Annotated in this window: 16 protein-coding genes and 1 tRNA gene; 11 read left to right on the top strand and 6 right to left on the bottom strand. The window is 58.9% G+C overall.

The window, feature by feature from the left end; translation table 11 throughout:
• Positions 1–90: 90 nt before the first annotated feature.
• Positions 91–166 (bottom strand) — tRNA-Asn (locus Q0106_RS06680).
• Positions 167–360: 194 nt separating this feature from the next.
• Between Q0106_RS06680 and uvrB the strand changes: the two genes are divergently transcribed.
• The 11 genes from uvrB to Q0106_RS06735 all read left to right on the top strand — a co-directional run bounded on the left by uvrB (position 361) and on the right by Q0106_RS06735 (position 10,535).
• The gene (gene uvrB / locus Q0106_RS06685; RefSeq protein ID WP_297610627.1) at positions 361–2,391 is read left to right on the top strand and encodes an excinuclease ABC subunit UvrB; all 2,031 of its coding nucleotides are present in this window, start codon (positions 361–363) and stop codon (positions 2,389–2,391) included.
• Between the two features lie 184 nt (positions 2,392–2,575).
• The gene (locus Q0106_RS06690; RefSeq protein WP_297610630.1) at positions 2,576–3,094 is read left to right on the top strand and encodes a low molecular weight protein-tyrosine-phosphatase; all 519 of its coding nucleotides are present in this window, start codon (positions 2,576–2,578) and stop codon (positions 3,092–3,094) included.
• 227 nt (positions 3,095–3,321) lie between these two features.
• Positions 3,322–3,819, top strand: a complete 498-nt coding sequence (locus Q0106_RS06695) for an Rrf2 family transcriptional regulator (RefSeq protein ID WP_297610632.1) — start codon at positions 3,322–3,324, stop codon at positions 3,817–3,819.
• A 57-nt stretch (positions 3,820–3,876) separates the two neighbouring features.
• Positions 3,877–5,088 (top strand): IscS subfamily cysteine desulfurase, encoded by a 1,212-nt coding sequence (locus tag Q0106_RS06700; RefSeq protein WP_297610634.1) that lies wholly within the window; start codon positions 3,877–3,879, stop codon positions 5,086–5,088.
• A gap of 89 nt (positions 5,089–5,177) precedes the next feature.
• Positions 5,178–5,573 carry a Fe-S cluster assembly scaffold IscU gene (gene iscU / locus Q0106_RS06705; protein WP_139688005.1) on the top strand — a complete coding sequence of 132 codons (396 nt, stop codon included), beginning with the start codon at positions 5,178–5,180 and terminating at the stop codon, positions 5,571–5,573.
• Between the two features lie 3 nt (positions 5,574–5,576).
• A complete protein-coding gene (iscA, locus tag Q0106_RS06710; RefSeq protein ID WP_139688004.1) occupies positions 5,577–5,900 on the top strand; it encodes an iron-sulfur cluster assembly protein IscA in 324 nt (107 codons plus the stop codon).
• Positions 5,901–5,924: 24 nt separating this feature from the next.
• The gene (hscB, locus tag Q0106_RS06715; protein WP_297610637.1) at positions 5,925–6,437 is read left to right on the top strand and encodes a Fe-S protein assembly co-chaperone HscB; all 513 of its coding nucleotides are present in this window, start codon (positions 5,925–5,927) and stop codon (positions 6,435–6,437) included.
• Positions 6,438–6,489: 52 nt separating this feature from the next.
• A complete protein-coding gene (gene hscA / locus Q0106_RS06720; RefSeq protein WP_297610639.1) occupies positions 6,490–8,382 on the top strand; it encodes a Fe-S protein assembly chaperone HscA in 1,893 nt (630 codons plus the stop codon).
• Between the two features lie 78 nt (positions 8,383–8,460).
• The gene (fdx, locus tag Q0106_RS06725) at positions 8,461–8,799 is read left to right on the top strand and encodes an ISC system 2Fe-2S type ferredoxin (RefSeq protein WP_297610641.1); all 339 of its coding nucleotides are present in this window, start codon (positions 8,461–8,463) and stop codon (positions 8,797–8,799) included.
• A 5-nt stretch (positions 8,800–8,804) separates the two neighbouring features.
• Positions 8,805–9,002, top strand: coding sequence for a Fe-S cluster assembly protein IscX (gene iscX, locus Q0106_RS06730; protein ID WP_297610643.1), 198 nt, complete (start codon positions 8,805–8,807; stop codon positions 9,000–9,002).
• Positions 9,003–9,296: 294 nt separating this feature from the next.
• Positions 9,297–10,535 carry an ATP-binding protein gene (locus Q0106_RS06735; protein ID WP_297610646.1) on the top strand — a complete coding sequence of 413 codons (1,239 nt, stop codon included), beginning with the start codon at positions 9,297–9,299 and terminating at the stop codon, positions 10,533–10,535.
• A 122-nt stretch (positions 10,536–10,657) separates the two neighbouring features.
• Here Q0106_RS06735 and Q0106_RS06740 read toward each other — a convergent pair whose 3' ends face one another.
• The 5 genes from Q0106_RS06740 to Q0106_RS06760 all read right to left on the bottom strand — a co-directional run bounded on the left by Q0106_RS06740 (position 10,658) and on the right by Q0106_RS06760 (position 15,012).
• Positions 10,658–11,245: an NAD(P)H-dependent oxidoreductase gene (locus Q0106_RS06740; protein WP_297610649.1), complete on the bottom strand. Its 588-nt coding sequence runs from the start codon at positions 11,243–11,245 to the stop codon at positions 10,658–10,660.
• 38 nt (positions 11,246–11,283) lie between these two features.
• Positions 11,284–12,234: an aldo/keto reductase gene (locus Q0106_RS06745; protein ID WP_297610652.1), complete on the bottom strand. Its 951-nt coding sequence runs from the start codon at positions 12,232–12,234 to the stop codon at positions 11,284–11,286.
• A gap of 155 nt (positions 12,235–12,389) precedes the next feature.
• Entirely contained in the window at positions 12,390–13,292 is a 903-nt protein-coding gene (locus Q0106_RS06750) for a LysR family transcriptional regulator (RefSeq protein WP_297610655.1), read from the bottom strand.
• A gap of 201 nt (positions 13,293–13,493) precedes the next feature.
• Entirely contained in the window at positions 13,494–14,414 is a 921-nt protein-coding gene (locus Q0106_RS06755; RefSeq protein ID WP_297610660.1) for an aldo/keto reductase, read from the bottom strand.
• A gap of 241 nt (positions 14,415–14,655) precedes the next feature.
• Positions 14,656–15,012, bottom strand: a complete 357-nt coding sequence (locus Q0106_RS06760) for a cyclophilin-like fold protein (RefSeq protein WP_297610658.1) — start codon at positions 15,010–15,012, stop codon at positions 14,656–14,658.
• Positions 15,013–15,296 lie beyond the last annotated feature (284 nt).

The raw sequence follows: 15,296 nt of genomic DNA on the forward strand, positions 1-15,296 counted from the left end.
CAGCGACCTGCGGATTAACAGTCCGTCGCTCTACCGACTGAGCTATCGGGGAATCCATTTGCGTCCTTGCGGACGACTTCAAATTTTTCTTGGCTCCCCGAGCTGGGTTCGAACCAGCGACCTGCGGATTAACAGTCCGTCGCTCTACCGACTGAGCTATCGGGGAATCAAGGAGGTGAATTATATGGGTGCTTTCTTGTTTTGCCAAATTTCTAAATGTAAATAAATGTAACAAAACGATGGCGCATTATTTTATTGTTGATATTTAAGGAATCTTATCTTCCCCCGCAGCTTCTCTGCGCCCGGAGCTTTTCGTAGAATGAGCCGGTTCCCGTCTGATTTTTTTGTGAGGCCCTTCCCTTGCAGACCGTTACCTATCCGAATTCTCCCTTCATCCTTCATGAACCCTTTCCCCCGGCGGGCGACCAGCCTCAGGCGATTGAGGCGCTCTGCAGGGGCGTGGAGAACGGGCTCATGTATCAGACGCTCCTCGGGGTGACGGGGTCGGGGAAGACCTACACGATGGCGAATGTGATTGCGCGCGAGGGGGTGCCGGCGATCATCTTTGCGCCCAACAAGACGCTCGCCGCTCAGACCTATTCCGAGATGCGCGACTTCTTCCCCGAGAACGCCGTCGAATACTTTGTTTCCTATTACGACTTCTATCAGCCGGAAGCCTATGTGCCTGCGCGGGACCTCTTCATCGAGAAGGATGCCGCGGTGAACGAACACATCGAACAGATGCGGCTTGCGGCAACGAAGTCGATTCTCGAGCGCCGCGACACCATCATCGTGGCGACGGTCTCGGCGATCTACGGCATCGGCGCGCCCGAGAGCTACACCGAGATGCGCCTCATCCTGCGCGCGGGCGACCGGAAGACCCAGCGCGATCTGATCGGACAGATCGTCCGCATGCAGTACCGGCGCTCCGACATGGAATTCACGCGCGGGACCTTCAGAGTCCGGGGCGACACGATCGACATCTTCCCTGCGGAACACGCGGAAACGGCCGTCCGCATCGAGCTCTTTGATGACGAGGTGGATGCGATTCTCCTTTTTGACCCCATTACAGGGAAGGCCATTCAGAAGGTGCCTCGCTTCGTCGTCTATCCGGCGAGCCACTACGTGACGCCCCGCGAGGACATTCAGCGCGCGATCGGGACGATCAAGGCCGAATTGAAGGAAAGAAAGGAAGAGCTTCTCAGTCAGAATCTTCTCGTTGAAGCGCAGCGCCTTGAGCAGCGCACGCTCTTTGACCTCGAGATGCTCGACCAGGTGGGGTTCTGCAAGGGGATTGAAAATTATTCGAGGCACCTCACGGGCCTTCCGCCCGGAGAGCCCCCGCCCTGCCTCATCGACTATCTTCCTGCCGACACGCTCATGTTCTTTGACGAGAGCCACGTCATGATGGGGCAGCTGGGAGGCATGTACCGCGGCGACCGCGCGCGAAAGGAAACGCTCGTGCGCTACGGCTTCAGGCTCCCCTCGGCGCTCGACAACCGGCCGCTGAGGTTCGACGAGTTCGAGCGCAAGATGCGCCGCTCGATCTTTGTGTCGGCCACCCCTGCGGAATACGAGCTCGAAAAGAGCGGCGGCGAAGTGGTCGAGCAGGTGGTGCGCCCGACGGGCCTCATTGACCCGGCCGTTGAAGTGCGGCCGGCGGTGACTCAGGTCGACGACCTTCTTTCCGAAATCACGGAAACCGTGAAGAAGGGAGAGCGCGTGCTTGTCACGACCCTCACGAAGAAGATGGCCGAGGATCTCACGGACTTTCTCTCCGATCAGGGCGTTCGCGTGCGGTACCTCCACTCCGACATCGATACGGTCGAGCGCGTCGAGATCATTCGGGATCTGCGCGCGGGGACCTTCGACGTGCTCGTCGGCATCAACCTCCTTCGCGAAGGCCTCGATATTCCGGAGGTCTCCCTCATTGCGATTCTTGACGCCGACAAGGAAGGGTTCCTGAGAAGCTACCGCTCCCTCATTCAGACGATCGGACGCGCCGCGAGAAACCTTCACGGCCGCGCGATCCTTTACGGCGACAAGGTGACCGATTCGATGAAGGCAGCGATCACCGAAACGGAACGCCGCAGGGAAAAGCAGGAGGCCTTCAATCTTGCCCACGGCATCACGCCGCGGGGCGTCAAGAAGGAGATCCGCGAAATCATCGACGGCGTCTACCGCGGTCCCGACGTGAAGGAAGAAGTGAAGGAAGCCGTGCGCGACATTGAGATCGCGGGCGACGAAAAGGCGCTCGCGAAGCGCCTGAGGGAGCTCGAGGCCGAGATGATGGGCTATGCGCGCGACCTCGATTTCGAAAAAGCCGCCAAGGTGCGTGAGGAAATCAAAGCGCTCAGAAAGTCCGCTTTCGGCGCATCCGTCAACGCCTGAGACGCGTCTTCTCTCGCGCTCTCCCTGACGTTCTAAGGTTTAGAGGGTTTGAAATATTCGCAGGGATTTGGGTATTCGCCTCTAGGAAAATCAGACACCCTGCAGTAGGATAGGTCTGACAAAATCCACTTTTCCCTCAGTTTGAGCTTCTCCCCGGATTCTCGCGAGGATCGGAATATTCAAGATGGATGACAAGCTGATCAAAATTCTCTTCGTCTGCACCGGCAACGTGTGCCGCAGTCCCATGGCTGAAGCCATCTTCAAGAAGAAGGTGAAGGAAGCGGGCTACGACGACGTCATGACCGCATCGAGCGCAGGCACCTCCGGCGAGCATGTGGGCGATCCGTGCGATCAGCGCGCCGTGCTCACCTGCCGCCGCCGCGACGTGCAGCTTGCAGACCACCGCGCCCGTCAGATCACGCCCGAGGATTTCGCGGAGTACGACCTTATCCTCGCAATGGACTGGGAAGTGCTCACGGAGCTCCAGCAGCGCTCGCCCGCGCAGTTCCGTCACAAGATTCAGCTCATGATGCGCTACGCCAATGAGTTCGATGAAGCCATCGTTCCCGATCCCTATTTCGGCGTGAACGAGGGGTTCGTGCAGGCCTTCGAGTACTGCTCCGACGCCTGCGAGGGTCTCATTGAATTCTTTGAGAAGCGCGCGAAGCAGCTGCGCGCCGAAAGGGCTGCGGCGAAGAAGTAGTCCGTCAGTTCCCTCCCGCATCGCCGGGAAGATCCGGAACTCAGAAAACATCAAACGGATGTCTGATGCTCTCAGGCGTCCGTTTTCTTTTTGTAGCGCCTGAAAGATTCCCGATCATTACCTGACTTGTTTTGTCAGGATTCGCAGAGTAGAATCCGTTCGCAAAATTGACTGTTTTAGTCAGGATTGATTTTACGGGTTTCCCCGGATCATCGGAGGATGAGAACTTGAAGCTCACGACGAAAGGGCGTTTTGCCGTTACGGCCATGCTCGATCTGGCGATTCAGGCTGAGGAGTCTGATTCGCCGATTCCGATCGCGCAGGTGGCCGAGCGTCAGAAGATCTCGCTTCCCTATCTCGAGCAGATTTTCTGTCGTCTGCGCCGCGCAGGGCTTGTTGAAAGCACTCGCGGTCCGGGCGGCGGCTACCGGCTTGCCGAGCCCGCGCAGTCAATCACCATCGACCGCATCATTCTCGCGGTGGATGAAAACATGGATACCACCCAGTGCGGCGGGGAAGGCACGTGCCTTGGGGGCGCCTCCTGCCTCACGCACCATCTTTGGGAAGACCTCAACGGCGTCATTGAACGCTTCCTCGCAGGCATTTCGCTCGCGTCCCTCGCGGCCGAGGCGGAAAAGCATCCGGGAAGCGGTCATTCGGCTCAGATACCTGCAGTGATTCCGGTGAGGCAAAAAGAGGCGCACGGACCGACCACGTCGGCCTGAAGCTCCCGTTCAAGAACCGTCAATCAAGAACTTTCAATCTTCAGGAACCTTTTAAAAATGAAGCTTCCGGTTTACCTCGACTACTCCGCCACGACCCCGTGCGATCCCCGCGTCGTGGAAAAGATGGTGCCCTACCTCAACGTTCACTTCGGCAACCCTGCCTCCCACAGCCATTCTTACGGCTGGGAAGCGGAGAAGGCCGTTGAAGAGGCCCGCGCCAACATTGCGGCCTTGATCAGCGCGGATCCGCGCGAGATCGTCTTCACGTCCGGCGCGACTGAGGCCGACAACCTCGCCATCAAGGGCGCCGCGCACTTCTACCGCGACAAGGGCCGCCACCTCATTACGGTGAAGACCGAACACAAGGCGGTGCTCGATTCGATGCGCCACCTCGAGAGCGAAGGCTTTGAGGTGACCTACCTCGACGTGCAGGAAAACGGCCTCATCAAGTGGGAGGACCTCCTCGCCGCCATTCGCCCCGACACGATCCTCATTTCCGTGATGGCCGTCAACAACGAAATCGGCGTCATCCAGGACATCGAGCGCATCGGCGCGCTCTGCCGCGAAAAGGGCATCGTCTTCCACTGCGACGCGACGCAGGCCGCGGGCAAGATCGACCTCAACGTCGACAAGCTCCATGTTGATCTCATGAGCCTCTCGGCGCATAAGGTCTACGGTCCGAAGGGCATCGGCGCCCTCTACGTGAGAAGAAAGCCCCGCGTTCGCATTGAGTGCCAGATGCACGGCGGCGGCCATGAGCGCGGCATGCGCTCGGGCACGCTCCCCACGCATCAGATCGTCGGCATGGGCGAAGCCTACCGCATCGCCCGCGAGGAAATGCCCGTTGAGGTGCCCCGTCTGCGCGCCCTGAGAGACCGTCTCTGGGAAGGCATTCAGAAGAACATCCCCGAGGTGTACCTGAACGGCGACTGGGAGCATCGCGTCTGCTTCAACCTCAACGTGAGCTTTGCCTTCATCGAGGGCGAGAGCCTCATGATGGCGGTGAAGGACCTGGCGGTTTCCTCGGGCTCCGCCTGCACGTCTGCGTCGCTCGAACCCTCCTACGTTCTGCGTGCGCTCGGCCGCGACGACGAGCTCGCGCACAGCTCGATCCGCTTCACGCTCGGACGCTTCACCACTGAGGAAGAAATCGACTACGCCGTCAAGGTTCTCACGGAAGCCGTGAAGAAGCTCCGCGCGCTCTCGCCCCTCTGGGAAATGCATCAGCAGGGCGTTGACCTGAAGTCGATCCAGTGGGCGAACCACTAAGTTCGGAAAGAACCCAATAGGAATTTGAAGTGCGTTCCGGGGCGACGGCTCTTCGTCCCGCCCCGGAAAGGAATCTGGAGACAAAAGAAATGGCCTACAGCGAAAAACTGCTTGACCACTACGAACACCCCCGCAACGTGGGCACGCTCGACAAGGATGCGGCCGACGTCGGCACCGGCATGGTGGGCGCTCCCGCCTGCGGCGACGTGATGCGCCTGCAGATCAAGGTGAACGACAAGGGCGTCATTGAAGACGCGAAGTTCAAGACCTACGGCTGCGGCTCTGCGATCGCTTCTTCCTCGCTCGTTTCCGAGTGGGTGAAGGGCAAGACCCTTGACGAAGCCGGAAAGATCAGCAACGCCGAAATTGCCGACGAGCTCGCCCTCCCGCCCGTCAAGATTCACTGCTCCATCCTCGCCGAAGACGCGGTGAAGGCGGCGATTGCCGACTACCGCTCGAAGCATGAAGCGAAGAAGGAGGCGTAAAAAATGGCTGTTACGCTGACCGAAGCGGCTGCAAAGCACGTTCAGAAGTACATCGACCGCCGCGGCAAGGGCATCGGCCTGCGCGTGGGCGTGAAGACCTCCGGATGCTCCGGCATGGCCTATAAGCTCGAATTTGCCGACGCGACCGAGCCCGACGACCAGATCTGGGAAAGCCACGGCGTCAAGGTGATCGTTGACGAGAAGAGCCTTCCCTACATCGACGGCACCGAGCTCGACTACACCCGCGAGGGTCTTCAGGAAGGGTTCCGCTTCAAGAACCCCAACGAGAAGAGCCGCTGCGGCTGCGGCGAATCGTTCCACGTCTGATTTTTCCCGGGTGGTTTTACCGCGATGGCTATGCTTTCCGCTTTTGAGCTTTTCGGGCTCCCCGAAAAGTTCGCGATTGATCTCGACGCACTCGAAAAAGCGCACGAACGCGCCATTCTGAAGGTGCACCCGGACCGCTTCGCCGGGCGCCCCGCCGCCGAGCGCCGCGTTGCCGAACAGTGGAGCGCCCGCATCAACGAGTCCTTTGACGTTTTGAAGGACCCGGTGAAGCGTGCGGCGCTTCTTTGCGAAGCCGCAGGCCACCCGGTCGACGCCGAAACGAACACCCGGATGCCTGCCGACTTCCTGATGGAGCAGATGTCCTGGCGCGAGGACCTCGACGATGCGAAGGACGAGAGCGCCCGCGAAGCCGTCCGAGACAAAGCCCGGGCGCGGTTCGCAGAATGCGAGTCGAAGCTTGAATCCGCCATCGACGCCGAGAAGGACTGGACGAAGGCAGTCGACCTCACGCGCAGGCTCATGTTCATCGGGCGCTTCCTCGAGCAGACGAGCGCAAAGTCCTCGCCCGTGCTTTGAAGCCCAAGCCCCTCCTTTTCGGAATTCCCTTTTCTTAACCAAAAATTTCATCATGGCACTCTTTCAGATCGCCGAACCCGGACTTTCTGCCGCTCCCCATGAGCATCGCCTTGCCGTCGGGATCGACCTCGGAACGACGAATTCGCTTGTCGCCACCGTGATTTCCGCTTCCCCCGAAGTGCTCGCTGATGAAGAAGGCCGGCGGCTTCTCCCTTCCGTCGTGCGCTACCTTCCCGACGGGACGGTGGAGACGGGATGGAAGGCTCTCGAATCCGCGGAAAATGATCCTCAGAACACCATTTATTCCGCGAAGCGCCTCATTGGCAGAAGCCGTGCGGATCTGAAGAACCTTCCGTCGCTTCCCTATGAGATCGATGATGCGCCGGGCGGCGTCGCCATCCGCACCGCGGCCGGGATGAAGTCTCCGGTTGAGGTGAGCGCCGAGGTTCTGAAGGCCCTCAAGGCCCGCGCCGAGGAGCGCCTCGGCGGCGAACTCACCGGCGCCGTCGTGACGGTGCCCGCTTACTTCGACGACGCGCAGCGTCAGGCAACGAAGGATGCGGCAAGGCTCGCCGACCTCACGGTCCTGCGCCTTCTCTCGGAACCCACTGCCGCAGCTCTCGCTTACGGGCTCGACAACGGGGCCGAGGGCATCTACCTCGTCTATGACCTCGGAGGCGGCACCTTCGACGTGTCGCTTTTGAAGCTCTCCCGCGGCGTTTTTGAGGTGCTTGCGACGGGCGGCAACGCCGCCCTCGGGGGCGACGACTTCGACCACGCGGTCTACGACGCCTTTGCGGCGGAGATCGGAAGCGAAACGGAACTTTCGCCCGAAGATCGCCGTCAGATGCTCGACAGCGCGAAGCGCGCGAAGGAATCGCTCACGGACGCGGATTCCGTCGACGTGCGCTTTACGCTTTCCTCGGGCCGCGAATTCTCGACCACGCTCACGCGCGAAGCGTTCGACCGGATGACGAAGGCGCTCGTCGACGAAACGATCGAGGCCGTGACGCGCGTGCTTGCTGACGCGAAGCTCTCGAAGTCGGACGTCAAGGGCGTTGTCCTTGTGGGCGGCTCGACCCGCATGCCCTCTGTTCGCCGCGAAGTGAAGGAATGCTTCGGGTTCGAGCCCCTGACCGGGATCGACCCCGACTGCGTCGTTGCGGTCGGCGCCGCCATGCAGGCCAATAAACTCGCCGGCAACACCACGGCCGACGACGACTGGCTTCTGCTTGACGTGACGCCGCTCTCCCTTGGTCTTGAGACCATGGGCGGGCTCGTCGAAAAGGTGATTCCGCGAAACAGCGCTATTCCGACGGCGCGCGCTCAGGACTTCACGACCTTCCGCGACGGCCAGACCGCCATGGCGATTCATGTCGTTCAGGGCGAGCGCGAGGTGGTGGATGCGTGCCGGTCGCTTGCGCGCTTTGAACTCAGAGGCATCCCGCCGATGGCGGCGGGCGCCGCCCGCATTCGCGTCACGTTCCAGATCGACGCCGACGGGCTCCTTTCCGTTTCCGCCCGCGAGATGACGACGGGCGTGGAGGCGAGCGTTGTCGTGAAGCCTTCCTACGGGCTTTCCGACGACGATATCGTGCGGATGCTGAAGGAAGGGAATTCCTCCGCTGAATCCGACATGGCCGCGCGAAAGCTCCGCGAAGAGCAGGTTGAGGCAAGGCGCCTTCTTGAAAGCACCCGGAGCGCCCTGACGGCGGACGGGGATCTTCTGTCTGAGAAGGAGCGCGCCGAAATCGAGACCTTGGGCGACACGCTCGCCGCTCTTGTGACGGGCACCGACGCCGACGCGATTCACGCCGCTGCAGATGCGCTTTCGAAGGGCACGGAAACGTTTGCCGAACGCCGCATGGACCGCTCGATTCGCGCGGCGCTTGCCGGCAAGTCCGTTAACGACGATATGTTCTCGATCGATCCGGAAGCCAGATAATTCATTTCAATCTTTAGGTTGCGCCTCCCGACATTCCCCTGCCCGAGGCTGACCCCCACTACTCTAGGAAAAATAAAAATGCCGAAGATTACCGTTCTCCCGCATGAGGAACTCTGCCCGCAGGGCGTTAGCTTTGAAGCCCAGAAGGGCGAAACCGTCGCGAAGGCGCTTCTCGCCAACGGCGTCAAGATCCCGCACGCCTGCGAATTCAACTGCGCCTGCGCCACCTGCCACGTGATCGTGCGCAAGGGCTACGACTCCCTCTCCGAGCCTTCCGACAACGAGCTCGATCATCTCGACACCGCCTGGGGCGCCTGCCAGGAATCGCGCCTCTCGTGCCAGGCCAAGATGGGCGATGAGGACATCACGATCGAGATCCCGAAGTACAACCGCAACGTCGTTGGCGAACGGGAATAACCGAGATGCTCAAGTGGTCTGATGCTCAGATGATCGGCGAAGAGCTCGCGGACGCGTACCCCGAACTCGATCCTCTGACGCTTTCCTTCGTGAAGCTCCACGACCTGATCGTGAAGCTTCCCGACTTCGGGGATGATCCCGAGAAGTCGAATGAGCGGATTCTCGAAGCGATTCTTCAGGCGTGGCTCGACGAGCGCGATTGAAGCTTCCGGCAGGAGAAAGACGCAAAAGAGATGGCCGCTTTCGGGAGTCCCCGGAGCGGCCTTCTCTTTTTCTGCTGGAGTAGATGCGGTTTGGAGCGCATCGCGCCGGACTGTTTCCGGACTCTTCCTGCGGCATCACGCTCCATCGCTAGGGAAGCAACAGGGATTACTGTTGGAAATTATGTTTATTGATATTTATGGAAATTAATGAAATCAATAGTGTAGTCTTTATTTTTTAAAGACCATACTCTTGATAAAATAAAGACCATACTCTTGATTTCATCAAAATTCACCATGAACGACGCTAATTATTTGCTGCCTGGTTATCTTCCCCGGACGCTTGAACCCGTTATTGAACGCGCGAATCGTCGCTTTAAAGGCATCATGGTGACCGGGATGCGCCAGGTCGGAAAGAGCACGATGCTGCGCACCATGATGGGAGGCGCACGCAAGTACCTCAACCTTGACCGTTTTCAGCTTCTGGACCTAGCTAAGAATGACAGGGAGGCTTTTTTCAAGCAGTATCCATTCCCGGTTCTCATTGATGAGTTCCAACGCGTTCCTGATCTGGGATTGGAAATCAAGGCACTTCTCGATGAAACCAACGAGCGCGGCTTGGTGTGGATGACGGGTTCTCAGAAGCTTGGTCTCAGTAAGGCCGTAGCGGAAGCTTTGTCCGGGCGTGTCGTTTCCTATGAACTCTTCCCGCTGAGTCTCTATGAGCGGCAGGGAAAAGGCCTTGAACAGAAACCCTTCCTGCCGAGAGGAGACCTCGGGCGCGGGACGCTGAATCCGCTCACGGTGGAAGAGATATGGAACATCATCTGGCAGGGATCCTGGCCGGAACATATTCATGACGAGCCCGAAGAGCGGGATGCTTTCTACGACAGCCTGCTGCGCACTTATATCGAGAAGGATGCCTTCAGTTCCGGCGTGAGGCGCATTGAAGATTTTGACCGGTTCCTCTCAATTCTCGCAACGCGCATCGGTCAGGAATTTGCCATTGGAGAAGTGCAGAAAGAGGCCGGCATAGCGGCGGAGACTGCAAGGGCATGGCTCAATGTCGCGGAAGCCACCGGCGTGATCTATCTGCTGCCGCCGTTTTATGAGAATGTCGGGAAGACACTCATCAAAAAGCACAAGCTTTATTTCACCGACACGGGGTTTGCGGCCTGGCTATGCAAGTCTCCAAGTCCTCAGGCACTTCGGAAAACATACAACGCCGGCGCATTCTTTGAGAACTTCGTGGTAATGGAGATCGTCAAAAGCTGGAAGCACAACGGTAAACGACCGCTCTTCTACTTCTATCGAGACGCTCAGAGAAAAGAGATTGATCTGCTTATCCGTGAGGGAGAAACCTACTATCCCATTGAAATCAAGACGACGGATTCGCCACAGCGCAGAATGCTTGACAATTTCGGTGTGCTGAAGGGTGAAACCATCAAGCGCGGTCCTGGCGTCTTGATCTGCACCTGCCCGGAAGCTCAGTATCTCGCCTCAGACGTGACGGCGATGCCCGTCTGGGATCTCTGACGACCAAGGTGTCGCCCCTTGGAGTGCCGACCCTTAGATGAGGATCGCGCTGAATGACAGGGAAGGCCGTCTGCCGGGGAGAAGGACGGCCCTCCCGTCATCAATCGCTGTGCGCTTGTACGTCAGGCGAGCTTCTTCACGGCTTCCTCGAGCGTTGCTTGCCAGCGAAGAAGATCCGCTTCCACGGTCGGGTTCTTGTAGACGTCGTGCACGGCAAAGGTCGGGAGGAACGGCTTCATGCCCATGTAGGCAAACTGCTTGTGGAGCGGAAGAAGCACTTCTTCAATGCCTCTCGCGTCAAAGAATTCGCCCGGTTCGTCGAGCGCCTTCTTGGGCGCATTCCAGGTAGTACTCAGCCAATAGCGCTTCGAAGTGAGGAAGCCGCCCGAGCCGTACTTCCTGTCCGGGTCCGTGCGCGTTCTGCCGTCCGTGCCGCAGACCTTCGGGTGCGTGAGCACTTCGTCCTGCCAGCGGGTGTAGTGCCAGGGCGTCGACATCGCCCAGATCGGCGTCTGAACCAGAATCAGGTCGGCCGCCAGGATCTTTTCAATTTCTCCTTCAAGCGTCCACTCGTTGTTGAGGTCCGTGAGGAGCGTCTTCACGCCGGCCGCTTCAAAGGCCTCGCGGGCGAGCCGCGTCATTTCTTCGTTGAGCTTCCCGCTCTTTCCCTGGGCGCGGATGCCGGCATTGACAATCAGTACGGTTTTCATGGTGTTCCTCATTCTTTCCAAATAAATTTGAGAGCCCGTCAGTCCTCGGGCGACTCCCATTCGCGAAGGGTGTTGAGCTTCATACTGACGGCGGCATGATCGAGCTGAGCCATGTCTTCGGCGTCAAGCTTCAGCGCTGCGAGTCCGGCCGCCTCTTCAACCTGGCGCACTTTGGTAACCCCGAGAATCGGGATCGTGCCTTTTTCGATGGCCCATCGGGATGCAATCTGCGAGGGCGTGACGCCGTGCTTTTGAGCTGCGGCGCGGATCGCCGCCATGAGCGGGGCGATTTCTCCCCAGTGGCTGTTGTAGAAGGCGCCGCGGCCGCTTCCTGAGGGCATCGGGTGCGCTTCGTCGAATCTTCCCGTGAGCGCGCCTTGTTCAAGGACCATGTAGGAATAGAAGTCGATGCCGTTGGCGCGGCAGAAGTCGACGAGACCGCTATCGAGCGAGGCGCGGTGCATGAGGCTCAGGTGGTTCTGCACGGCCGTGAGGCGGCAGCCGGATTCGCCGAGGATCTCAATCACGCGCTTCACCTGAGCGAGCGTGTGGTTGGAGACGCCGATCGCCCGGATGCGGCCTTCCTTGAGAAGCGGAACGACCTGAGGCGTCCAGCGCTCGACGTCCGCTGAGTTGTGAATCCAGTAGAGATCGATGTAGTCGGTGCCGAGCCGTTTGAGGCTCTCCTCGAACATGGCTTCGACGGGCTTTTCCACGCTGGCCGCAATCTGCGGCGTGAACTTCGTTGAGATGACGACGCTCTCGCGCGGGATGCCCTTCAGAAGTTCGCCGAGAATGGCTTCTGAACTGCCGTTTCCGTAGATGGCAGCAGTATCAAAGCTGCGGATCCCGAGTTCGAGCGCTTTTTCAACGACGGGCTTCAATGCTGCGGCATCGAGTGCGGCGCCGAAAACCTGGTCGCCGCCCGCGAAGCCTGCTCCCCAGGCCCAGGCACCCGCCATAACGGGAGATGCGTTTGCTTCCTTCATGAGACTTGCTCCTCAAAATTTCATTCAAATCTGAGAGGGAATTCGGCCTGGCCAGTTCCGCTTTCCTGATGGAGGAGAAGTCTATAGAAGAAAATTAATAATAGCAAATAGCGATATATAATAATTAAAAATTGCTTTTAGCTATATATAAAAGGTCAGGCGCCGCTCACGATGCGCAGCTGATTTTCGGTTTCGCGCCAGTATTCAAGGAGCTTCTTTGCCGCGGGCGAAAGCGGTCTCGCGGGATTCCAGGCCGCAGAGACGCTCGAGTGAACCGCCGGGCTGAGAGGAATCCATTTGAGTGCGGATGCGTCCGAATCCGCGATGATGCCGTCGATTGCCAGCACGTGCGCGACGCCTTCGCGCGCCATGAGAGAAGCATTGAAGAGGAGCGTATAGGAGCCGACGATCCGCACGTCGTCCCAGATGCTTCCGAACCATCCGGAGAGGTCGTTCCGGCGGCAGGATTGTTCTGAAATCATGACGGGGTGCCCGAGGAGGTCCTTCGGGTCAATTACGGATTTCGAAGCAAAGGGGCCGTCCCTGCGGGTGAGGAGCCCCCAACGGGCGTTCTGTGCGAGGGGCATCAATGCAAAATGGGTGGAGTCGGCGTTGCCGACGAAAACGGCGAAGTCCGAGAGCCCGATTTGCAGATCGTGGCGTGCGGCTTCTTCATCTGCGCTCACAAAATGAATGCGCACGCGGGGGGCTTCCTCTTGCAGCTTCCCCACGGCGTGAATCAGCCCTCGAAGCGCCGGGGTTTCCGCGGCCGTGATGCGAATGTCGCCCGTGAGTCCTTCCTCTGCCGCGGCTTCCCGCCGCGCCTGATCGTAGAGCGCCACGATATTCTTGGCGCGCTCGTAAAGGCGCTCTCCCCGGGGGGTGAGCGAAACGCTTCGGGTCGTGCGCGCAAAAAGCGCATGACCGAACTCGGACTCAAGCTCCTTCAGTTGCTTTGAGAGCGTGGGCTGAGCAACACCGAGAAGCTTTGCCGCCCGGGTATAGCTTTCTTCCTCGGCGACGGTGATGAAGTAGCGAAGGCTGCGGATGCTTTCCATGATGAGTCCCAATCCAGTAATGACGCAGGGAAGGCTTCCGTTAGGCCGCTCTCGGAAGACTTTCACGGGTTTTGAGGATTCTATCGAAGGAGAAAGCTCTCTCAGCCGAAGGTGCGCAGAAAAGCATGGGCGGCCTGCGACAATTAGCCGCAGGCCGCTCATGCTCACATGCACCAACCCGACCGTGTTTGGAAAGAAGGATCAGGACTTGTCAACCTGACTTTCGGTGAAGGGATCAGCCCGGTGTCCCATCAGACGAATCTTCGAATATTCCGCCTCAAAGGCCTTGAGTTCATCCTGGGAGAGATATACGTCGACGCCGCCGAGGAAGTCGTCAAGATGCTGCGGATTCGTCGTTCCCGGGATGGGCGCAATCCAGGGCTTCTGAGCGAGGAGCCAGGCGAGGGCGAACTGGGGCATCGTGCAGTGCTTCCGTTCTGCCCAGGCGCGTACAAGGTTGGGAAGCGGCATGTTGTGTCTCAGCGCTTCGGGAGTGAACTGAGGGAGATTGGAGAGCCTCCCTTTCGGGAAGCGGCTCTTTTCAGTGATGGCGCCCGTAAGGAACCCGCGGCCGAGCGGGCAGTACGGGACAAAGCCGATGCCGAGTTCTTCGAGCGTCGGAAAGACCTTTTCCTCGGGTTCTCGCCAAAGGAGCGAATATTCGCTTTGAAGCACGGCGACCGGAAGCACTGCGTGCGCGCGGCGGATGGATCGGGCGCTGGCTTCGGAGAGGCCCCAGTGAAGGACCTTCCCTTCCTGAACCAGATCCTTTACGGTGCCGGCGACATCTTCCATAGGCACTTCCGGATCCACGCGATGCTGATAAAGGAGATCAATATGGTCGGTCCGAAGGCGCCGCAGCGACCCTTCGACCGCCCGGCGGATATGGTCCGGCCGGCTGTTGAGCGACGCGGGCTTTCCTTCTTCGACGCCGAACCCGAATTTCGTTGCGATTTTCACGTGATTGCGCACGGGGGCGAGCGCTTCACCGACCCACAGTTCGCTTGTATAGGGGCCATAGACTTCCGCGGTGTCGAAGAAGGTGACGCCTCTATCGTAGGCCCGGCGAATCAGGGCAATCATGTCCTTTTTCTCATAGGTGCCGCCGTAGTACCCGACCATCGGCAGGCAGCCGAGACCGATCGCGGACACTTCAAGCGCTCCGAGGCGGCGTTTGGGAAGCGTCTGATGCGGTGCGGACTGGGCGTCTGCATACCTGCCGGCCTCCGCATTCGCTGCGCATCCCGAGACCAGCGCCGAAGCACCGAGTGAAAGGCCGCCCAACAGGAAGTCCCGTCGTCCGAAAGTGTTTTCGCGCGTATCAAGCATGGTTCAATTCCTCTTTTCCAGATAAAGGCGTGCGTTATTTGTTTTCGAATCGGATGATCTGGTCTTCAGAATTCACAATGGCCTTAAGCGCTTCCGGCGAAAGCTTTCCGAGAGGAACAAGGCCCGGCGATGTTCTGAAGGAGCCCTTGAAGACGGCGAGGTTGTTCCAGGGCGCGTAGTAGGTGAGGTCGCCCGCAGCAGGCGTGGTGCTGCGGGGCGCATTGCCGAGCTCGAGCTTCTCCTTCAGGTAGGAGATCCTTTCAAGGGAGCCGTAGTTCTCGAAGACGAGCGAAAGCGGCAGACGCTTCATCAGATCCTTCGCGGCATCGTTTTCTTCAAGCATTACCGGGAAGGTCTGACCTCCCACGGTCATTTGGATTTCTGCCGACATGGCGTTTGCTCCCGCAAAATGAAGTGCTCCCATAAGCACTAAAGCCAGGGTTTTCCGAAACATTTCAAACCTCAGCAAAGAACTGACGTCACAACACCGGCAGGACGCAGATTTAGTCCGGAACCGGCATTGGTGATGACTGATGTTGAAATCAAATGAATGTTTGATTTCATGCCTGAAAGGTTATCCGGGATCGCTGATAAATACAATTTACATATTTTTATTGTTATTTAGGGGGCTTCCATAAATTCGGAAAGCCAGTTTTTCCACTTCGCCGACAGTAC

The sequence above is a fragment of the uncultured Sutterella sp. genome (genome assembly GCF_937923675.1).
GTDB lineage: Bacteria > Pseudomonadota > Gammaproteobacteria > Burkholderiales > Burkholderiaceae_F > Sutterella.